The sequence below is a fragment of the uncultured Rummeliibacillus sp. genome, assembly GCF_934216135.1.
In the GTDB taxonomy this organism is placed as follows: domain Bacteria; phylum Bacillota; class Bacilli; order Bacillales_A; family Planococcaceae; genus Rummeliibacillus.
The window spans coordinates 1-20996 of record NZ_CAKQBI010000040.1 but is presented as its reverse complement, the minus strand read 5'-3'; the positions used below and the strand labels follow the sequence as shown (position 1 = coordinate 20996).

Annotated in this window: 18 protein-coding genes, 1 tRNA gene and 1 other RNA gene; 4 read left to right on the top strand and 16 right to left on the bottom strand. The window is 36.0% G+C overall.

All coding sequences use genetic code 11. The annotated features are described in order from the left end of the window. Window positions 1-172: 172 nt before the first annotated feature. The 5 genes from ssrA to secG all read right to left on the bottom strand — a co-directional run bounded on the left by ssrA (window position 173) and on the right by secG (window position 5259). Window positions 173-530: a transfer-messenger RNA gene (ssrA, locus tag Q0977_RS16355) on the bottom strand. A 569-nt stretch (window positions 531-1099) separates the two neighbouring features. Continuing rightward, entirely contained in the window at window positions 1100-1567 is a 468-nt protein-coding gene (gene smpB, locus Q0977_RS16350) for an SsrA-binding protein SmpB (RefSeq protein ID WP_124218687.1), read from the bottom strand. Window positions 1568-1617: 50 nt separating this feature from the next. After that, complete coding sequence (gene rnr / locus Q0977_RS16345; protein WP_299515867.1) at window positions 1618-4011, bottom strand: ribonuclease R; 2394 nt, start codon at window positions 4009-4011, stop codon at window positions 1618-1620. 42 nt (window positions 4012-4053) lie between these two features. Next, window positions 4054-4800, bottom strand: coding sequence for a carboxylesterase (locus Q0977_RS16340; protein WP_299515865.1), 747 nt, complete (start codon window positions 4798-4800; stop codon window positions 4054-4056). Window positions 4801-5031: 231 nt separating this feature from the next. Further along, window positions 5032-5259, bottom strand: coding sequence for a preprotein translocase subunit SecG (secG, locus tag Q0977_RS16335; protein ID WP_119414629.1), 228 nt, complete (start codon window positions 5257-5259; stop codon window positions 5032-5034). Between the two features lie 373 nt (window positions 5260-5632). On the opposite strand from secG, the gene Q0977_RS16330 reads away from it, so the two are divergent. Next, the gene (locus Q0977_RS16330) at window positions 5633-6286 is read left to right on the top strand and encodes an O-methyltransferase (RefSeq protein WP_299515863.1); all 654 of its coding nucleotides are present in this window, start codon (window positions 5633-5635) and stop codon (window positions 6284-6286) included. 84 nt (window positions 6287-6370) lie between these two features. Here the strand turns inward: Q0977_RS16330 and eno are convergent, their stop codons facing one another. The 7 genes from eno to Q0977_RS16295 all read right to left on the bottom strand — a co-directional run bounded on the left by eno (window position 6371) and on the right by Q0977_RS16295 (window position 13915). Beyond that, on the bottom strand, window positions 6371-7666 hold the full coding sequence (gene eno / locus Q0977_RS16325; protein WP_119414627.1) for a phosphopyruvate hydratase: 1296 nt from the start codon (window positions 7664-7666) through the stop codon (window positions 6371-6373). Window positions 7667-7684: 18 nt separating this feature from the next. Continuing rightward, window positions 7685-9211: a 2,3-bisphosphoglycerate-independent phosphoglycerate mutase gene (gene gpmI, locus Q0977_RS16320; RefSeq protein WP_299515860.1), complete on the bottom strand. Its 1527-nt coding sequence runs from the start codon at window positions 9209-9211 to the stop codon at window positions 7685-7687. Next, window positions 9204-9965: a triose-phosphate isomerase gene (gene tpiA / locus Q0977_RS16315; RefSeq protein WP_119414625.1), complete on the bottom strand. Its 762-nt coding sequence runs from the start codon at window positions 9963-9965 to the stop codon at window positions 9204-9206. The genes gpmI and tpiA overlap by 8 nt, the downstream gene beginning before the upstream one ends. 23 nt (window positions 9966-9988) lie before the next feature. Further along, window positions 9989-11173, bottom strand: a complete 1185-nt coding sequence (pgk, locus tag Q0977_RS16310; RefSeq protein WP_119414624.1) for a phosphoglycerate kinase — start codon at window positions 11171-11173, stop codon at window positions 9989-9991. Window positions 11174-11455: 282 nt separating this feature from the next. Continuing rightward, a complete protein-coding gene (gene gap / locus Q0977_RS16305; protein ID WP_299515857.1) occupies window positions 11456-12460 on the bottom strand; it encodes a type I glyceraldehyde-3-phosphate dehydrogenase in 1005 nt (334 codons plus the stop codon). A gap of 19 nt (window positions 12461-12479) precedes the next feature. After that, complete coding sequence (locus tag Q0977_RS16300) at window positions 12480-13520, bottom strand: sugar-binding transcriptional regulator (protein WP_299515855.1); 1041 nt, start codon at window positions 13518-13520, stop codon at window positions 12480-12482. Window positions 13521-13678: 158 nt separating this feature from the next. Next, on the bottom strand, window positions 13679-13915 hold the full coding sequence (locus Q0977_RS16295) for a glutaredoxin family protein (protein ID WP_299515853.1): 237 nt from the start codon (window positions 13913-13915) through the stop codon (window positions 13679-13681). Between the two features lie 266 nt (window positions 13916-14181). On the opposite strand from Q0977_RS16295, the gene Q0977_RS16290 reads away from it, so the two are divergent. Both Q0977_RS16290 and Q0977_RS16285 read left to right on the top strand, forming a co-directional pair. Beyond that, window positions 14182-14787 (top strand): spore coat protein, encoded by a 606-nt coding sequence (locus Q0977_RS16290; protein ID WP_299515872.1) that lies wholly within the window; start codon window positions 14182-14184, stop codon window positions 14785-14787. Window positions 14788-14974: 187 nt separating this feature from the next. Beyond that, a complete protein-coding gene (locus Q0977_RS16285; protein ID WP_299515851.1) occupies window positions 14975-15874 on the top strand; it encodes a TetR/AcrR family transcriptional regulator in 900 nt (299 codons plus the stop codon). A 30-nt stretch (window positions 15875-15904) separates the two neighbouring features. On the opposite strand, the gene Q0977_RS16280 is transcribed toward Q0977_RS16285, so the two are convergent. From Q0977_RS16280 to Q0977_RS16265, 4 genes are all read right to left on the bottom strand, one after another. After that, complete coding sequence (locus Q0977_RS16280) at window positions 15905-17062, bottom strand: Ger(x)C family spore germination protein (protein WP_299515849.1); 1158 nt, start codon at window positions 17060-17062, stop codon at window positions 15905-15907. Next, window positions 17055-18512, bottom strand: coding sequence for a spore germination protein (locus Q0977_RS16275; protein WP_367269488.1), 1458 nt, complete (start codon window positions 18510-18512; stop codon window positions 17055-17057). Before Q0977_RS16275 ends, Q0977_RS16280 begins: the two co-directional genes overlap by 8 nt. Further along, window positions 18488-19633 carry an endospore germination permease gene (locus Q0977_RS16270; protein ID WP_299515845.1) on the bottom strand — a complete coding sequence of 382 codons (1146 nt, stop codon included), beginning with the start codon at window positions 19631-19633 and terminating at the stop codon, window positions 18488-18490. Before Q0977_RS16270 ends, Q0977_RS16275 begins: the two co-directional genes overlap by 25 nt. A 246-nt stretch (window positions 19634-19879) precedes the next feature. Continuing rightward, window positions 19880-19951, bottom strand: a tRNA-Arg gene (locus Q0977_RS16265). Between the two features lie 185 nt (window positions 19952-20136). Between Q0977_RS16265 and clpP the strand changes: the two genes are divergently transcribed. Then, window positions 20137-20730, top strand: coding sequence for an ATP-dependent Clp endopeptidase proteolytic subunit ClpP (gene clpP, locus Q0977_RS16260; protein WP_299515843.1), 594 nt, complete (start codon window positions 20137-20139; stop codon window positions 20728-20730). The last annotated feature ends 266 nt before the right edge of the window (window positions 20731-20996 follow it).

Sequence of the window (20996 nt, the reverse complement as noted above, 5' to 3'; positions counted from 1 at the left end):
TATAAAGATATAGGTAACACAATAGGATAAGGGTGGAGAATTGTGTCCCCACCCCAACTATTTACAAAGAGCCATTAGAATGAAATCAGATAAAAACCACTGAAACGAAAAAAGTGCCAAAACCCTTATCTATCAAGGATTTTGACACTCATTGAAACTCTATTATTTCGTAATATGGAGACGGCGGGAATCGAACCCGCGTCCAGAAACTCTGATACTTCAGTTACTACGCGTGTAGTTTGTCTATTTAGGATTCGCACAGCATTATGCCGACAAACAGGCGTCCTGTGTGCTAACTTGGAAATCTCTTGCTACTAGCTCAAGTGGCACTAGCAACCGTATCCCACTAAAGTTGAGCCTAGCTACGCTACATGGGCGATAGAGCAGTTAGGCAGTTTCGAGCTTACGCTGCGAAAGCTAAGTTATTGTTTGTTTTGCCAGTTATTATATAACTTCCGTTGTTGACGAAGCCGAGACCTCCGACGCGCAACTCAAGCTCAGACCATCCCTGTCGAATCCGTAACGTCCCCTTAATATCGAATTTTTATACACGGCGTATTTCTTCGTCAACTTCTTTCAGTCACATCCTCATGCACCTAAGTGCACTCCGGTGTTCCTTCATTCGTTTCCTCGAACTACTTGTGTCTAAAAATTCTGCGGAGAGTAGTATTATTTGGTGTAACATTCTCTACGCATTCGGATTTTTATATACTGCGTACTACTTCGTCAGTTTCGCTCGTTCACATCCTCACGTACTCAAGTACGCTCTGGTGCTCACTCACTCTCTTCCTCGTATTACTTGCATCTAAAAATCCTACGGAGAGTAGTTATACTTAATGTACCCTTCTCTACGTAACCGGATTTTTATACACGGCGTATTTCTTCGTCAATTTCTTTCAGTCACATCTTCATGTACCTAAGTGCATTCCGGTGTTCCTTCAATCAATCAACTAAACTACGAAAAGGCATGTATATATCATCCATTAAGGTGCTGATGTTATCAGCGTTTCGGATCAGTATGATTACTCATACTGTGAACTGGCTTATTTGCTATACATAGAGTATATGACAAATTAGGTCATACTTCAAGTGGTATATCTTAGTATTGATTTTTTGCTTTTACGGCACGTGCCATATCGCGTTTTGCTTCTTTTTTCTTCATGTCTGCACGTTTATCGTAATTTTTCTTACCTTTACCAAGGCCGATTAATAGTTTAGCGTAGCCATCTTTTATGTACATTTTAAGCGGTACAATTGTGTAGCCATCGCGTTTGACATCTATATTCAATTGTTGGATTTGCTTTTTATGTAGCAATAATTTACGGACGCGTACTGGATCATGGTTGAAAATATTTCCTTGTTCGTAAGTACTAATGTGCATATTGGAAATCCAAGCTTCTCCATTTCGGATTAAGATGAACGAGTCTTTTAATTGGACTTTTCCTTTTCGGATGGATTTGATTTCTGTACCACTTAGTACGATTCCAGCTTCGATTGTTTCTTCGATGTAATAATCAAAACCAGCTTTTTTGTTTTGTGCTAAAACTTTACCTGTTCCTTTTGGCATCTGGCGTCACCTCTTCAATATCGGGTTGAGAAGAGCGAGAAGCTCTTCTCTTATTTTCTCTTTCTACGACGTTTTTGCTGTTTCTTTGCAATGCCTTCGTAGAATGCTTTCTTTTTGTTTTTTCCACTGCCGTTTTTGCCAGCAACTTTACGTTCTTGTTTACGAGTTTTACCGTTTACTCTTGGACCACTTGGTGTACGTTTTCGTTTCTTGTCGTTTCCACCTTTTTCTCTACCATGTTCACCATCTCTTGATTTTGCGCGAATAACAACTGGTGCTTGACGGCGGGTACGTCTTTGAGCTTTCGGCATTCCTACAATTTCAAAGTCGATTGCGGATTCTTCCACATTCACTTCAAGTACACTAATCTCTACCTCGTCACCGATGTGGAAAATACGTCCTGTTCTTTCCCCAATCATCACCATTTGACGATCATCGAAGTTATAGTAATCGTCTGTCATATTACTAATATGCACAAGGCCTTCAATTGTGTTTTCTAATTCGATAAACATACCAAAATTCGTAATGGAGCTAACAATACCTGTGAATTTTTCACCGATTTTATCAGCCATATATTGAGCTTTCTTCAATGATTCCGTGTCACGTTCCGCATCTACTGCACGGCGTTCACGATTAGAAGTGTGCTCAGCAATTTCATCCATATGAGCGCCCCAATAGCTTACTGTTTCTTTACTCTTATCACCATTGATCAAATACGTACGGATCAATCGATGGACGATTAAGTCTGGGTAACGTCTAATTGGAGAAGTGAAGTGTGTATAATAATCTGTTGATAAACCAAAGTGTCCTAAACATTCTGGACTATATTTTGCCTGTTGCATAGAGCGTAACATCATAGTTGAAATTACAGGATATTCAGGTTCATCTTTTACAGAATCTAAAATTTCTTGTAATGCTCTAGGTTCAACGGTATTTCCTGTACCGCGAATGACTAATCCAAAATTCGTGATAAACTCGAAGAATCTTTGTAGCTTTTCTGGTTTTGGATCTTCGTGAATACGATAGATAAACGGTAAATCCAAACGATTAACATGTTCTGCAACTGTTTCATTTGCAACTAACATAAATTCTTCGATAATACGTTCTGCAACAGTTCTGTCACGCAATGCAATATCGATTGGCCATCCATTTTCATCGACGATTACATATGATTCTTTAAAGTCAAAGTCGACTGCTCCTCGTTTCATACGACGACTGTTTAAAACCCCAGCCAATTCTTTCATATTTTTAAACATTGGCACAAGTTGTGCATAACGTTCTTTTAACGCTTCATCGTCTTCTTCTAAGATCTTATAAACATCTGTATAAGTCATACGCTCAGTTGTACGAATCACACTTTGGAAAATTTCATGGTCAATTACTTGTCCGCTTCCATTGATAGTCATTTCACAAGAAAGTGTTAAACGATCCACTTGAGGATTTAAAGAACAAATCCCATTGGATAGACGGTGCGGAATCATTGGGATTACGCGGTCTGTTAAATACACACTTGTTGCACGATCATATGCTTCACGGTCTAAAGTAGAACCATCTGTCACATAATAACTTACATCAGCAATATGGACGCCCAATTTATATGTGCCATCTTCATTTTTTGTCACTGTAACGGCATCATCCAAGTCTTTTGCTGTTTCGCCGTCAATTGTTACAATCATTTGGTCACGTAAATCTCGGCGACCTTCGCGATCTTTTTCGGAAATTTCATCAGGTACTGCACTTGCAGCATCTATAACTTCTTGTGGGAAATCTACGGTAATATCGTGTTTGTGGATAATCGAAAGAATATCTACTCCAGGATCATTCTTGTGTCCTAATATTTTCGTTATAATCCCTGTCGCAGAACGGTGTTCACCTGGCCATTCAATAATTTCTGCAACTACTTTATGACCATCCATAGCACCTAATGTATTTTCTTTTGGAATAAAAAGATCCATCGGTAATTTTTTATCATCGGGTACAACAAATCCAAATCCTCGGTTAGCTTGGAAAGTTCCTACTACTTTTGTGATTCCACGTTCAATAATTTTAATGATAGAGCCTTCGCGTCTATCTCCAGAAGTTGTCTTTGAAACATGGATAAGAACTTTATCTCCATTTACAGCACCATTAACCTCTGTAGGTGGAATAAATACATCATCCATACCTTCTTCTTCAGGTGCAACAAATCCAAATCCTTTAGCATGTCCTATAAAACGACCTTGTATATAATTCATACGTTCTGGTAAACCATAACGATTTGTACGTGTTCGTACAACCTCACCTTGTTGCTCAAGTTTTACAAGAGTCTTTACGAGTTCTTTGAATTCTTCAGCATCTCGAAAGCCGAACTGATCTTCAAATTCTGCTACCGTTAATGGTTTATAGGCTTCTTCTCTCATAAATTCCAATAATCTTGTTTCTAATGTTGGTTCTTCGAAATTCATCGTTCTTCCCTCCTTCTACTAGCATTTGCAATCATTACTTTTTTACTCATGCCAATCGAGTGACTCTAAAAAAGTATATATATCTTCATGCAATTGTTTTCTTTCTTGATCTAATGTAATAACATGCCCAGATTCTTCATACCATTTTATCTGTTTATCATTAGATTCTACTTGTTCATAAATATACTCTGCAGATTTTATGTCGATGACATTATCTTTTCGTCCTTGAACAACAAAAAGGGGCGCATAGATTTCATCAACATGTTCTCTTACTTCATATATTAATTCACTTAGTTCTTTTAATGATGGCATACCAGTTTTTTTGATGTAGTCCAAACTTGCCTCAGACTCTTCTTTACTTTTAGCAAAGTTCTGATTGAATCTTTCTGCATATTGGACGACGCCCTCAAACATTTTATCCGTTGAACGCATTGTCATCGGTGCACACATTGTTATGATAGCCTTAACTGGATAAGAATAACCTAATTTTAGTGAGTATACGCCACCAAGAGATAATCCTGCTACGGCAATTTCTTTATATCCAGCATTTTGTAATGTTTGATAACCATCAAGTACACTTTGCCACCATTGTTGTGGGTTGGTATGTATAAGTTCTTCTGGCGGAACACCATGACCTTTATAATGTGGAGCCAGTGATGTATAACCTTTTTTCTCTAGAAAACGCCCAAGCATACGTACATCCGCTGAATTTCCAGTAAATCCATGTAAAAGTAATACCGCTCTTGGTCCAGCTTCAAAGAAAAATGGTTGTGGTAATGTAGGTTTCATGATGAGGTGGCCTCCTACTACTTTGATATCTATAATTAAACGCTCCGCTTTTAATCTATCTAGCTCCTCCGGCTTGCCCCTCGTGTCATTTCGGTCCCTCGGTCGAAAGTTGAAAAGACACTTTCGATTCGGGCCCTCCAATGCATGTCGGGGCAGTTCGAGCCAGCTCTGCTTTTAATATCCTATAGAAAACGCCTAACCATGAGTGGCCAGGCGGTTTTTTAGTGTGCATTAGATTCTTGCGATAGCGATTGCTAACACGAAGAATAAGATTGATAATACAACAGTAATACGGTGTAATACTAAGTCTACCCCGCGGGCTTTTGTTTTCCCAAAAAGTTGTTCAGCTCCACCAGAGATGGCTCCTGAAAGACCAGCACTCTTACTAGATTGCAACAATACTACGATAATCAAGGCAACTGACACGATAAGAAGTAAAGTCATAATTGCTGTATGCATATGTTCCACCTCCTGATTCGAAACATCACAACAGTCTTATCTTACCAAAAACTGTACGTAATGACAACGAAGTTCTACTTTTAGCAGTAAACAAACCAATACAATACACACTTTTCTATTATTTTATCATTGTTACTATATTTTGACGATAAAAAATATTTAAACTGGCCTCTGAAAGCATTTATCCATCATCGTATGTAGTTCACGATAGGATGCGAACACCTGTGATGGTGAATGTATTTTCCTTCCTAGTTAACTGCTTAACTTGTTTAAAAAAATCATCTTTTTTCCATAGAGAACATTTTATCCTCCTTTACATAAACTAGAACTGAAAAAAATGAAATGATAAGGAGGATTTTTAATATTTGATTTTATGATTTGGACATTAGTAGATGATTATATTACAGATAGATTAATTCCTTTTGATGCTTCACTTGATCAAGTACAAAAGACAAATAAGCAAGCAGGTATTCCTGATATCAATGTCTCCGCAACACATGGAAAACTCTTATACCTTTTAGCTAAAACAAAAGGGGCAGAGAATATTTTAGAAATTGGTACACTCGGTGGATATAGTAGTATTTGGATGGCTCGTGCTCTTTCTGAAACAGGAAAAGTCTATACACTAGAATTCAATCCACAGTATGCAAAAATTGCCGAGCAAAACATCCGTGAAGCTGGCTATGAAAATAAAGTAGAAGTTATTGTTGGGAAGGCTTTGGATACATTACCCGATCTCAAAGGGAGGAACTTATTGTTTGACCTCATTTTCATCGATGCAGATAAAGAAAATTATCCCCACTATTTAAAATGGGCATTAACATTAGCTAATCCAGGTGCAATCATTATTGCTGATAATGTCGTAAGAAACGGCAAAGTTTTTGATGAAACAAGTGATGATGAGCGTGTAAAAGGAATACAAAAATTTATGGATTTACTAGTTAATAATCCTGCCATAGAATCCACAGCGATTCAAACTGTCGGTGCTAAAGGCTATGATGGTTTTATGATAGGTATTGTTAAATAATCATATTTTTATAAAAGAAAAGCCGCTATCTTGTAATATTGAAGATAGCGGCTTTTTAAAATATATTAAAAATTCATACTTAAATTAGCGATTAATATTATAGAAAGATTTAATGCCATTAAATTGAGCTGTTGCAGATAATTGATCTTCGATACGAAGTAATTGGTTGTATTTTGCAACACGGTCTGTACGAGATGGGGCACCAGTTTTGATTTGGCCAGCGTTAGTAGCAACCGCGATATCAGCAATTGTTGTATCCTCTGATTCACCAGAACGGTGAGAGATGATTGCTGTGTAGCCAGCGCGTTTTGCCATTTCAATAGCATCTAAAGTTTCTGTTAATGTACCGATTTGGTTAACTTTAACTAAGATTGCGTTACCTACGCCTTCTTCAATACCGCGAGATAATTTTTTCGTATTTGTAACGAATAAATCATCACCTACTAGTTGTACACGTTTACCGATACGTTCAGTAAGCATTTTGTGACCAGCCCAGTCATTTTCGTCAAGACCATCTTCAATAGAGATGATTGGGTATTTAACAGTCAATTCTTCATACCAAGCAACCATTTCTTCAGAAGTTTTTGCAACACCTTCACCATCTAGGTGGTATTTTCCATCTTCATCAGAATAAAGTTCAGAAGATGCTACATCCATTGCTAACATTACTTCTTCACCTGGTTTGTAACCTGCACGTTCAATTGCAGTTACAATTGTAGATAATGCTTCTTCGTTTGAAGTTAAGTTTGGTGCAAAACCACCTTCATCACCTACAGCTGTGTTGTGACCAGATTCTTTTAGAACTGCTTTTAAAGAGTGGAAGATTTCAGCACCCATACGTAAAGCGTGACGGAATGATTCTGCGCCTACAGGCATTACCATAAATTCTTGAATATCTACGTTATTATCAGCGTGTTCTCCGCCGTTTAAGATGTTCATCATTGGAACTGGAAGTTGTTTTGAATTGACTCCACCAATGTATTGATATAGAGGTAGGTCTAGGTAATCAGCACCTGCATGAGCGACAGCTAAAGAAACACCTAAAATAGCATTTGCGCCTAATTTACCTTTGTTTTCAGTACCATCTAATTCAATCATCATGCGATCAATTGAAACTTGATCAAGAACTGAATAATTTCCAATTAGTTCTGGAGCAATGACGTTGTTTACATTATCAACTGCTTTTAAAACACCTTTACCAAGGTAGCGACCTTTGTCACCATCGCGCAATTCTACTGCTTCATATTCCCCAGTAGATGCACCAGAAGGAACGATTGCACGTCCAAATGCGCCTGATTCTGTAAATACTTCTACTTCTACTGTTGGGTTACCGCGTGAATCTAATACTTCACGAGCTTGTACGTCTGTAATAATTGGCATTGTTTAACTCTCCTCAGTTTAAAATAATGGTTTACCTGTCATTTCAAGTGGTTGTTCCACTCCTAGTAATTTTAACATGGTAGGAGCCAAATCGGCTAAAATTCCGCCATTTCTTACCACAATATTTTCTTTTGTGATAATTACTGGCACAGGATTAGTTGTATGGGCTGTCATCGGTTGACCTTCAAGGGTTACTACTTCATCAGAGTTCCCGTGATCGGCAGTAATAATCGCTGCTCCTCCTTTTGCAAGAAGAGCTTCTACTACTCTACCCAAACATTCATCTACAGCTTCGATTGCTTTAATAGTTGGTTCTAACATACCACTATGTCCAACCATATCAGGATTTGCAAAGTTTAAGATAATACCATCAAATCGGTCCGCTTCAATTGCTTCGACAAGTGCATCTGTTACTTCGTATGCACTCATTTCTGGTTTTAAATCGTAAGTCGCCACTTTAGGTGAATTGATCAAAATACGTTCTTCTCCAGGGAAAGTTTGTTCACGACCTCCACTCATAAAGAATGTAACATGAGGGTACTTTTCAGTTTCTGCAATTCGTAGCTGACGAAGTTTGTTATCCGATAAAACTTCACCAATGGTATTTTTCAAATCTTCATCATGGAATGCAATTTCACCAATAACCTTATCACTGTACTTTTTGAAACAAATAAATTTCAAATTTTGTGGGTGATTTTCGCTTCGTGTAAACCCATCAAATGCTGGATTTGTAAAAGCTGTGGATAATTCAATCGCACGGTCTGGTCGGAAGTTAAAGAAAATCACTGCATCATTTGATTGAATGGTAGCAACAGGTTTATCATCTTTTTTAATCACAAATGGAACAACAAATTCATCTGTTATGTCATTTGCATAAGATGCTTTGACACCTTCTTTAGCAGAAGATGCTTCAATTCCTTGACCGTCTACTAATACTTTGTAGACTTTCTCTTCACGATCCCAACGATTGTCTCGGTCCATTGCATAGTATCGACCACTAATAGATGCGAATTGACCAACACCGATTTTAGCCATTTGGCGTTCTGTTTCTTCGATATAACCTACAGCCGTTTTAGGACCGACATCTCGACCATCTAAAAATCCATGTACAAATACTTCTTCAAGCCCTTGATCTTTTGCCAATTTCAATAAGGCAAATAAATGATCATAATGACTATGCACACCACCATCAGATAATAGTCCCATAATGTGGAGTTTTGAGTTGTTTTGCTTAACATGATTGACTGCATCCAACAAAGCGTTATTTGTAAAAAAGTCACCGTCTTTAATCGCTTTGTGGATTCTAGTTAAGCTTTGATAGACAATACGACCTGCGCCGATATTTAAATGTCCAACTTCTGAGTTTCCCATTTGGCCATCAGGAAGACCAACAGCTTCACCTGATGCTGTTAGTGTGTTATGTGGATAAGTATTCCAATAACGGTCCAAATTTGGTTTTTTAGCTTGCGCTACTGCATTACCAAAAATCTCATCGCGTAAGCCTAGACCATCTAAAATAATTAATGCTACTGGTTTATTAGGCATTTGCCCCAGCCTCCAATAATTTTAAGTATGAATCCGGTTTTAAACTTGCACCACCAACTAGAGCACCATCAATATGCTCCATCGATAATAATTCTACTACGTTTTCCGGTTTCACACTACCACCATATTGGATTCTGATAGATTCTGCAGCAACATCACCAGCAATTTCTTTTACTGTATTTCGTATTGCTTTACATACTTCGTTTGCATCATGAGCAGTTGCAGTTTTACCTGTGCCAATTGCCCAGATTGGTTCATACGCAATAACTGTTTTCGCAATTTGTTCAACGGATAATCCTTTTAATGCAGCACCTACTTGAGAAGAAACCTTCACTACTGTATTACTTGCTTCTCTTTCTTCTAATGTTTCACCAACACAAATAATTGGAGTTAGGTGATGGCTAAATGCTGCATGTGCCTTTTTATTGACACCTTCATCTGTTTCGTTGTCATATTGGCGACGTTCTGAGTGACCTAAGATTACATATTGAACTTTAATATCTTCTAATTGTGAAGGGCTTATTTCTCCTGTAAAAGCCCCTTCCTCTTCATAGTGCATTGTTTGCGCACCAATTGCTAAAGTTGAACCATCAGCTTCTTTAACAAGAGTAGGTAAAAATAATGATGGTGCACAAATAACAGAGTCTACTTGATCTGTGGATGGTATTGAAGATTTCACCATTTTAACGAAGTCTATCGCTTCTGATAATGTTTTATACATTTTCCAATTTCCTGCGATAATTGGTTTGCGCATATAGAAAACCTCCATATTATAAATTATTTGTCATTTAACGCGATTACTCCAGGCAATGCTTTACCTTCCATAAATTCTAGTGAAGCTCCTCCACCTGTAGAAATGTGATCCATCTTATCTGCAACTTTAAATTTTTCAACTGCTGCAGCAGAATCACCGCCACCAATAATTGTATATCCATTTGTTTCTGCCATTGCTTGTGCAACTGCTTTTGTACCGTTTGCAAAAGCATCCATTTCAAATACACCCATTGGGCCATTCCACATGATAAGTTTTGAATTTTTAATAACTTCTGCATATTCTGCTGCTGTTTTAGGGCCGATATCAAGTCCCATCCAGTCACTTGGAATTTGATCAATATCAACTATTTTTGTTTCGGCATCTTTTGAAAATTCATTTGCAACAACAGCATCTACTGGCATATGTATATCAACACCGTTATCAGCTGCTTTTTCGATAAATGATTTTGCAAGATCAATCTTATCTTCTTCTAATAAAGACTTACCAATGTCATAACCTTGTGCTCGTGAGAAAGTATAAGACAAACCACCACCGATAATAAGGTGATCTACTTTTTCTAGAAGATTTTCAATAACTCCAATTTTATCTTTAACCTTTGCACCACCGATGATAGCAGTGAATGGGCGTTCTGGATTTGACAATGCTTTACCTAGAACATCGATTTCTTTTTCCATTAAAAGTCCAGAAACCGCTGGCAAATAGTTTGCAATCCCTGATGTTGTTGCATGTGCACGGTGAGCAGCACCAAATGCGTCATTGATATATATATCTGCTAATTTTGCGAAACTTTCAGCAAGTGCAGGATCATTTTTTTCTTCACCTTTATGGAAGCGAACATTCTCTAATAGAACGATATCACCATCATTCATGTTTCCTACTACTTTTTCTACCGATTCACCGATGGATTCATCTAATTTTGTAACAACTTTACCCATAAGCTCTGAAAGACGTTCTCCTACTGCTGTTAATCGAAGTTCTTCTTTCACTTCACCTTTTGGACGTCCTAAATGACTAGCTAAAATCACCTTTGCCCCTTTTTCAACTAAATAAGTGATCGTAGGAAGCGCTGCTCTAATGCGAGTATCATCAGTGATTTTCCCTTCTTCCATGGGAACATTAAAATCCACACGTACAAATACGCGTTTTCCTGTTACTTCAATATCTTTCATCGTCTTTTTTTTATACATAATTGTGCCTCCCCAATTGTTCATAACCTTTTAATAATAATGAAAATAAGTGTTTTACATCAATTATATTATGATGAATCGATATAGCTTCTTCAAATATTTTAATTTTTCGACATTGTTCTACACAAGCTACAATAAAGCGCTTACTTATTTCATAAACTCTGTTATATTCTATCGTAAAAGCAAGGTTATTTCATAAAAAAAGGAGAAGTATCAAACCGCTTCTCCTTTTTCCCTAATACATTATATACGTATAAAAACTATATGGCTATATTTTTTCAATTACAATCCTTGTTCAGCCATGTATTCTGCTAAATCTACTACGCGAGTAGAATAACCTGATTCGTTGTCATACCAAGCTAATACTTTTACAAGATTTCCTTCAAGAACCATTGTTGATAAACTATCAACAGTTGAAGAAGACACATTACCGTTATAATCAATCGAAACTAGTGGAAGTTCAGAATAAGCTAAAATGCCTTTTAGTTCATGTTCTGAAGCTTCTCTTAATGCTTTGTTTACTGTTTCAGCATTTACTTCTTTTTCTAATTCTACAACTAAGTCTACTAAAGATACATTTGGTGTTGGGACACGGATTGCCATGCCATCCAATTTTCCTTTAAGCTGTGGCAATACTTTTGCTACTGCAACTGCAGCTCCAGTAGTAGTTGGAATCATAGACTGAGCAGCTGCACGAGCACGACGGTAATCTTTGTGTGGTAGATCTAAGATTCTTTGATCATTTGTGTATGAGTGGACAGTTGTCATCATACCTCGTTTAATACCGAACTGTTCGTCTAATACTTTTGCTACTGGCGCTAAACAGTTTGTTGTACAAGAAGCGTTTGAAACGATAACATCATGTGTTGCATCATAATTTTCATGATTAACACCCATTACATAAGTTGGCATTTCTTTGCCTGGAGCAGATACGATTACTTTTTTAGCGCCTGCTTCCACGTGTTTATGGGCTGCTTCATAGTTGGTGAAACGTCCTGTAGATTCAATAACGATATCAACATCTAGTTCACCCCATGGAAGGTTCGCAGGATCTTTTTCAGCGTAGACACGAACATTTTTTCCATCTACAACAAGATATTCACCTTCAGATGTTACTTCAGCATCAAATGTACCGTGAACTGAATCATATTTTAAAAGATGTGCAAGCATTGCAGCGTCAGTCAAATCATTTACCGCTACAATTTCAATATCCTGGCGTTTTACTGCTGTACGAAATACCAATCTTCCAATACGTCCAAATCCATTAATCGCTAATTTTAAAGTCATCATCTATTCCTCCATTATATTAAAATTGTTCTTCTTGTAATAAGCGAAGCATTTCTTTAGCAGCTGCTGAATCAGTTATTAAGACAGACTGTTTTGCACCATTCTTGAAATAAGAAAGTATGGCTTTTGCCTTATTCTTCCCACCAGCTACTGCAATAATACTTTTACATCTATTTACTTGTTCTATTTGGATCCCAACAGTACGAATTCTTTGTACTGCATTCCCCTGTTCATCAAAATAATACCCAAAGGCCTCACTCACAGCGCCTTTTTCGAGTAAAGATTGCTTTTCCTCCTCACTCGATTCACGTCTTACAGCCATTTCTATAGCTGAACCAATTCCGTGAATGACAACATCTGTGCAATCATAAATCTCCATCATTTCCTTAACAACTGGTTCTTGAATAATTGCTTGGTAGGCTGTCTCGCTTAGATGCTCCGGCAAATACAACGTACGATATGTGTTATCCGTATTACTAGCAAACGTTGCAGCAATGGTGTTAGCTTGTAATCGCATATCAACACCCATACCACCTCTAGCCGCTATAAAATTTAGATTCGTTAAATTTTCTGAAGGAGTAAGACTATCCGCTATAGCAGCTAATGTACTTCCTCCAGTTACTGCTACGTTTTTGCTAATATTAGCTACTATTTCTAATTGTTTTGCCGCTTCTAAACCTAGTAAATATTTGATAGAAGGAACCTCATCAATATTCCCATCTACAATGATTACATTTTGAATACCAAGTGTTCGCGTAAGTTGTTTTTCTAATGTAGAAATTCCAGACCATTCATAAAAGAGAGGTTTTAAAACTTCTAATACTTCTAAACCTAATTCAGAAATCCTCATACCAGATCGACTAGCAATGATTAAGCCTTGTTCGCGTAACAAATCTGTTTCCCTTCGAGCTTCACGCTCTGCTACAGAAAGCTGTTCCGCAAGTCCTCGACGTCCTATCGGGCCTAACATCTCAATCATTTGTAAAAAACGATAACGGGTATGCAGAACTTCAGACATTTCCGGCATTATTTTCAATTGTGCTTCTGATAATGTAGCCATGTCTTTAGCTCTCCTTTCTTCAATGGGACATATTTCATCCCTCTTAAATAAAATAAGTCCCACTCATTCCAAAAAAATATATTTCCTAAATTTAGTATACAATTTCATGTAATGATGTGCAACAGAATTCCTTCAAAAATAAGAGTAGAAAAGATTTTCTACTCTCCACGTATTCCTTCTAACAAAGTTACGTAATCTAATGCACCATATTGAATAATTTGCCCATCTTTCTCAACTACAGGAATCATCAGCATGTATTTTTTATGTAGTTCATCATCATCTTCTATGTTCACTTCTTTGATGCCAAACGGAACATCTTCACGTACTAATTGAAGCATAAGTTTTCCCTCTTCACAAAGCCCGCAGTTTGGTCTTCCATAATATATTATTTCCACTGTAAAATTTCTCCTCGCTTTCAATTACCTATTATATAGAACTAATCAATTATTTACGCAAATAAAACTTTATCATCCATATTATTTTACAAAATCTTTTTATAATACAAAATCCACTAAAAAAGAACTGATCTATCCTGTCATTTTTCATTATCAGAAGTTTTATTTTTTGATGTATTGAAGTAATCACAAGGAACATACTATTTGTGCGTGACAAGCGCGAAAAAAAAGGAGGTCATATTTTGTCTCAACAACAACAAAACCAAATGGGTAATGATACTATGTATCAACCAGATTCAGCAAAATTTAATCATGGTGGTCATGAAGTGTTAGATATGCACGAAACACTTTCGACTATTGTAGGCGGATTAAACCAATGTGTCATCTTCCGTGATCAAATTCAAGATGTTGAACTAAGGGATATTTTAGACCGCCAGTACAAATTCTCCTTAGATGAATACAACATCTTAGTGGAGTCTTTTAAAACAGGTCGTGATCCGTCACACCCAACAGGTAGCTATAAAATGCAAGAAAATAACCAATTCACTTTTGGTTTAAAAGCAGGTCAACCTACAAAACCAATTACACAAGCAAGTGAAATTAATGATGAAATCATATCTGGTTATTTACTGGCCGCACATAAACAAATGGCTACTACTAAATTAGCGACTGCATTGGAAACAACAAATCCAGTTGTACGCCGTGTTTTAGCTGATTCCATTCCTAACTGTATTGAAATGGCTTATGAAATATCTCTTTACCAAAACAAAAAAGGTTACTACCAAGTTCCACAGTTATCACCACAAGATATGGCAATTATGACGAACTGTTTTGGTGAAGCGACTTCTATTTCTCCTTCAAAATTCAATTAACACCCCAAACGTAAAAGGGAAATTGCGCCATGCAATTTCCCTTTTACTGTTTATAGAAAGCATCGGGACTGTTGGACACAATGAAGTATTCCCAATAGTCGAATACACAAAGCAGCCCTTTAAAGCATTGAAATGAAAGCGTTTTTACTTTAGAATAAAAGTATAAAATCGTGAAAAGGAGAACATATTGAATACACGAAAAAGGAAAGTATTAGACCTTGCTCGCAAACTTTTTATCGAAAAAGGATTTCATGAAACTTCAGTTATGGATATTATCCATGAAGCCAATATTTCCAAGGGTACATTTTATAATTATTTCACCTCTAAAAATGAATGCCTAATTGCCATTTTACAGGAAAGTCGTGAAGAAGCATCTATTCGTAGACATGAAATGATTTTCGGGCAAGATCCAAAGGATATTCATATCCTCAGTAAACAAATTTCCGTAATCATGCATATTAACCGTGAACACAATCTTTTGCCAATTTTCGAATCTATTATCCATTCACCTGATAAAGCACTAAAAAAAGTAGTCTGGCAACATAATCTTCAAGAGCTTAAATGGCTATCAACTAGATTGATTGAAGTATATGGTGAAGAAATCTCAACTATTAGTTATGAATGCGCTGTACAAGTATTAGCTATGATTCAACATACACTACATACTTTATCTATTGCAGAAGAACGTTGTATAGAACCTGAATCAGTAGTGAAAATGGCACTTCGAAATATAGATGCTATCATTCCCCGAATGTTAGAAACAAAAGAGGTTATTATAAATTCAGACACTATTGATTTTATCGAAAGTAGTTTTGAACATAAAAAAATAGATAAGGAGCAAATTATTCAACAGTTACGTGGTTTCCTAGATGGACTATCAAATAACGATCCCGAAGACGGAACACAATATGCTACCTCAATCTTAAAAGAGTTACTACAAGAAAAGAGCAATTTATATGTTATCCAAGCACTGCTTAAACCTTTTCGACAAGCTTTTTCAAATACAACTCATGCAGCCGAAGCTCGTGAAATCGCAAACTATGTATGGCGTCTTATCGAATTTAATAATATTTGTATAAAAAAATAGAAAAAGCAGCCCTGAAAGGTACTGCCTTTTCTATTTTTTTATAGTTTCATCAAACGTTTTTCTTCCTGAATTTACTTTTTCTAAATCTACATGTATCTTCCGAATCGAATTTTCATCTAACTCTATTTTCCCGTCTTTTTGCATTCGCTTCCATGCCTTTACATCCTGACGATATAAATGCTCTGATAGTCGATACACGTCTGCATTTATATTTAATCCTGCTTGATAGGTTTCCTTTATCTGCTTTTTAATCTTCTTTTCCGTTAGTCTTCGAATTTCTTTTTCTGTTACATCACCTTCAAATCCACTCACAGTTGCCACATTACGAACATGAATATCAAACAACACTTTATCGTTCTTTACTATAGGTTTTACAGTTACCTTATTATTTTGAAGAATAACTGAAATTAGCTGTTCTTCTCCTGTATTTCTCTTAATACTAATGCCGGAGCGAATTGTTTTATTGGTCATCCATTGTAATCCACTTGCTTTATTTCCAGATATAATCCCTAAATTCTCTTTTGGGGAAATTACCGTAATACCGTCAATAGAACTTATCGGATCCTTTCCTTTTTCTGTTTCCCAATTGTTAACTAGCCTTACTAGTGGTATTTTCACCTCATGCCCTGGCTCATCCATACCAATAAGTAAGTTGCGAATGTTCAATGGTTCTATAAAGGAACTTTGTTTATAAGAATTTATTGGATCAGACATTTTCGACAATGATATTGCTTTATTAATAATAGGTGTACTTAACATCAGATCTTTAACAGAATCCTCTGTACTATAGATCCATGTTTGATATCGAGTATCAATAAGTCGCATATAAGTATTGATAATTGGATTGATCCTGCCTTCTTTTAATACTTCTTGAGAGAATATAAAGTATGAAAAATGCCCCCAAAAAAGTTGTTCATCAACAGAATTATATAATTTATAAATTGCTTCACTAATCGTTCTACCAGTGGCATAGCCTACCTCTGATTGAATGGCATCAGGATTACTTGGTTGTTCAGACTTTGCAATATTGGTAAAATCGATGATTTGCGCATACACTTTATATTGATCATCTTCAAAATCCACGCCTAGACCGTATAAGTAAAGCATTCTTTCTGATTCCTTTGAATCCCAACAACCTGACAGAAGTGTCGTAATCATTGTAAGAAGTATGATTAATTTCTTATTCATTTTTTTCTTCTTTGCTCCTTGTTACATCTTGAGGATTTAACATTTCGGGACGTTTATCGTATTTTTTTGCAGGTAATCTAAAAATTGTTTTTCCTATTGTCTTCCAATTTATGTCAGTGACAATATTCATATAAGGAACTCCGAAAACACGAATATTCGCTAGATAAACAAGCGTAAAATATAATGCTATAAAAAAGCCAAACAACCCAAAAAAGCCAGAAAATAATATAAAAAAGAGCCTAACTATACTAATGGAAGTAACAAGAGATTGGTTTACTAATGTAAATGTTGCAATAGTTGAAGTTGCAATAATTACAACCATTGCTGGACTCGTAATCCCAGCCCGAATAGCTGCATCCCCAATTATCAATCCTCCAACTACACCTATAGTTCCACCTAAAACGGTTGGAAGTCTTAGCCCAGCTTCACGAAACAATTCAAACATTAGGACCATGATCAACATCTCAAGTATAGTAGGGAATGGCAAACCAACATTTGCTTGCATAACGGTAGCTAATAATTGAAACGGTAATTGATCTTGATGAAATGTTGTTAAAGCTAGCCAAAATGCTGGTAAAAGAGCACCAATTAAAACACCTATAATACGTGTAATGCGTTCAAGAGAACCGAAATATATAGGATACTCATTATCCTCACTTGTTTTTAATAAAAAGAACAGATTCACAGGTGTTACGACTGCATAAGAAACACCATCAACTAGTATAATAAATCGTCCCCTAACAAGTGATTGAACAGTATAATCAGGTCTACCTGTATAATCATTTCGTGGAAAAACATAATTGGCTTTGTTAATTCGTTCCATTAATATTTCCCCACTAAAAATCGCATCTGTTTCAACTTTTTTAAACTGTTCTTTAATTTGTTTTAGTATATTTTTATCTGCAATATCATCAAAATAAAGAATAGCGACTTTTGTTTTAGAACGTTCTCCTAGTTCAAATTTTTCTACACACAAAGAGTTTGTTGGCAATCGTTTTCTTATTAAAGCAATATTTACAGCAATATCTTCTATAAAATTATCTCTTGGTCCTTTTACCGTTACTTCGGTCCGCGTTTCTTCCGGTGTTCGATTTGGCTTTTTGGCAATATTACTTGCATATAGAAGCTGATCCTTTTCAAAATAAAGAAGCACGTGACCTAAAAAGACAAGTTGCATTGCTTCTTGTTGATCTTTTACCTTTTTTAAATCTGGTACATATAATCGTGTTTCAACTTGTTTTTCTAGAGAATCATTTGACAAATTGCCACACAAAAAACCAACACGGGCAACGATAACTTCATTCAACAATTGCTGATCAATCATAGCTTCGCAAGTTATAAATTGAATTTTTTGTTCTTGAAATGTATATTCTTGAAATTTAATGTCTTGTGATTTTTCAAATAATTCCTTTAAGCTCTCCAAATTTATGGATTTTTCGTTTGATTCGATTGTATTTCACCACTCTTGTTGTCATTTTCATGAGAAGATTTTTTGGATGATTTTCCTGGGAAACGTGCAACAATCGCTAAAAAGATTGACATAGCGACAAAAAAGAAGAAAGTCAATTTTAAAAACTCACGTTTGTTTACTTCAAGGAAAAAGTTATCCTTAACTAACGTTAGGATCAAACATACAAATAGAAATGGAGGTATGATTATTGTTGAAATACGTTTTCTATCTCCAGATATATTCAAAAGATCTGCGACGACATATAAAAAAACGACTATTCTGATAAATGCACCTGTAAGCCATTGATAAATTGAAAAGAAATCTACATGTTCAATAAATCTTCCAATCGTTGCAAGTCCCCATTCCTCATATGCCGGATATCTCTGTTTTGCTGCTTCAATCGGTCCAAACTCCGTAATGGCACCAATTAGCGGGCCTAATGTCAAACCCATTAAGATAAAAAGAATTATCGCAAAATGATACCATCTCATTCGATCTTTTAATTTGTGTTGAAGAAATAAAATCAATAAGAGTTCCACAAAACCAGAAGCAGGATAAATCATGCCATAGACGATTGGTTCAAATCCATGTTCAAAAAACGGTTTCAACAGTTTATAATCTTTGACTTGAATATTTACAAAAGCTACAAAAAAGCCTAAAACAAGAACCCCAATTAGCACAAATGTATTCACAATCGTAATAGTCTTGATATTACTAGCAACAAGGTAGACGATTAATATTGTATAGATGATTAATAATGGTAGCATTGGGGTACGAATTAGAAATGTTGAATTGATCCAGAGTATGGTTTCTCTCATTGTGAATGCCGCAAGCGCAATGAGATAAAATGAGAAAATGTAGATGACAATTTGAGATCCAACTTTTCCGATTTTACGTTTTAGCCAGTCTCTTATATGCTCTTGTTTGCTTTTATTATGAACAAATACTACAAGAAATAACCATATAAATGATACGATGGCACCCAATATAACAGATGCCCATCCATCTCTTCCAACAGCTTCTAGAATCGCTGGAATTATTGTTACATGATTTTTCAAACCGATAAATGTCATTATTAACAAAATCATATGTAGTGTACTGATTGATCCAGCTGTTTTCATATAATTACCTCTTAACATAGAATAATATCTCTTAGTCTTAACAAAAATATTCGATATTATAAGTGGATATTTAGGAGGTTGAAATTATATTTTAAAAACCAGATAAAACAAAAATCCTCTAATCAAAAATGATTAGAGGATGATTGTTTAAGGGAATAATTGGGTATAACTGTTTATATCTCCCTTACATTGTGCAAGCTCTTCAAAAAGATGAGCTTGCGTTTTGTTTTCATTTGTTCCTTATTACGCCCTCGGAGGGAATCGAACCCCCAGCCTAAGAACCGGAATCTTATGTTTTATCCGTTAAACTACGAGGGCAAAGTATCTGCGACTTATCTATTATACAAATTTAATGAGAATAATTCAATACAGTAAAAAACACAATCGTAATATTTGACCTTTATTGACCATCATGTGTATGATAAGGTTACAGCTGAAATTAAAGATAGAAATTTCAGCATATGGAACAGATATTACCTTATTAATTTGAGGAGGCTATTCACATGAATTTAATACCTACAGTTATCGAACAAACAAACCGCGGTGAACGTGCTTATGACATTTACTCACGATTATTGAAAGACCGCATCATTATGCTAGGAAGTGCAATTGATGACAACGTTGCAAACGCAGTTGTCTCTCAATTACTATTCTTAGAAGCTGAAGATCCTGAAAAAGATATTTACCTTTACATCAACTCTCCTGGTGGTAGCGTAACAGCTGGTATGGCTATTTATGATACAATGCAATTTATCAAACCAGACGTACAAACAGTTGGTATGGGTATGTGTGCATCTATGGGCTCATTCTTACTTACAGCTGGTACAAAAGGCAAACGTTCTGCCCTTCCAAACTGCGAAGTAATGATTCACCAACCTCTTGGTGGTGCACAAGGTCAAGCAACAGAAATTGAAATTGCTGCAAAACATATCTTAAAAACACGTGAAAAATTAAATGGTATCCTTTCTGAACGTACTGGTCAACCAATCGAAGTCATTGCTCGTGACACAGACCGTGATAACTATATGACAGCTGAACAAGCAAAAGAATACGGCTTAATCGACCAAATCATGGAACGTAATGATTTAAAAAAATAAGTTGTACCATGTAAAAAGCAAGACTCTTGGTTGAGTCTTGCTTTTTTTGTGTCTTCCTTTGTTTGGTTCACTAATTTATTGTGGTGTCTAACAATTTAGGACGTAAGTTGTAAATAATTTACCTTAATAAAAGATAAGATAAGAAACACCGTTCTATAAATTACCCGGATTTGCAGATGCAATTATTTTGGTTCTATACTAATTGTTGGGGTTGTCAAACAATTTAGAGTAAAAAAATACACGTAAGCTCCAAATATCTTATACTA

Bases quoted from the DNA above. Each gene is read 5' to 3' on its own strand.
- clpP (WP_299515843.1), top strand. From the start codon at position 20,137: ATGAATTTAATACCTACAGTTATCGAACAAACAAACCGCGGTGAACGT.
- smpB (WP_124218687.1), bottom strand. From the start codon at position 1,567: ATGCCAAAAGGAACAGGTAAAGTTTTAGCACAAAACAAAAAAGCTGGT.
- Q0977_RS16300 (WP_299515855.1), bottom strand. From the start codon at position 13,520: ATGGCTACATTATCAGAAGCACAATTGAAAATAATGCCGGAAATGTCT.
- gap (WP_299515857.1), bottom strand. From the start codon at position 12,460: ATGACTTTAAAATTAGCGATTAATGGATTTGGACGTATTGGAAGATTG.
- Q0977_RS16280 (WP_299515849.1), bottom strand. From the start codon at position 17,062: ATGAATAAGAAATTAATCATACTTCTTACAATGATTACGACACTTCTG.
- eno (WP_119414627.1), bottom strand. From the start codon at position 7,666: ATGCCAATTATTACAGACGTACAAGCTCGTGAAGTATTAGATTCACGC.
- rnr (WP_299515867.1), bottom strand. From the start codon at position 4,011: ATGAATTTCGAAGAACCAACATTAGAAACAAGATTATTGGAATTTATG.
- Q0977_RS16290 (WP_299515872.1), top strand. From the start codon at position 14,182: ATGGGTAATGATACTATGTATCAACCAGATTCAGCAAAATTTAATCAT.
- Q0977_RS16340 (WP_299515865.1), bottom strand. From the start codon at position 4,800: ATGAAACCTACATTACCACAACCATTTTTCTTTGAAGCTGGACCAAGA.
- pgk (WP_119414624.1), bottom strand. From the start codon at position 11,173: ATGTATAAAAAAAAGACGATGAAAGATATTGAAGTAACAGGAAAACGC.
- Q0977_RS16270 (WP_299515845.1), bottom strand. From the start codon at position 19,633: ATGAAAACAGCTGGATCAATCAGTACACTACATATGATTTTGTTAATA.
- Q0977_RS16330 (WP_299515863.1), top strand. From the start codon at position 5,633: ATGATTTGGACATTAGTAGATGATTATATTACAGATAGATTAATTCCT.
- gpmI (WP_299515860.1), bottom strand. From the start codon at position 9,211: ATGCCTAATAAACCAGTAGCATTAATTATTTTAGATGGTCTAGGCTTA.
- tpiA (WP_119414625.1), bottom strand. From the start codon at position 9,965: ATGCGCAAACCAATTATCGCAGGAAATTGGAAAATGTATAAAACATTA.
- secG (WP_119414629.1), bottom strand. From the start codon at position 5,259: ATGCATACAGCAATTATGACTTTACTTCTTATCGTGTCAGTTGCCTTG.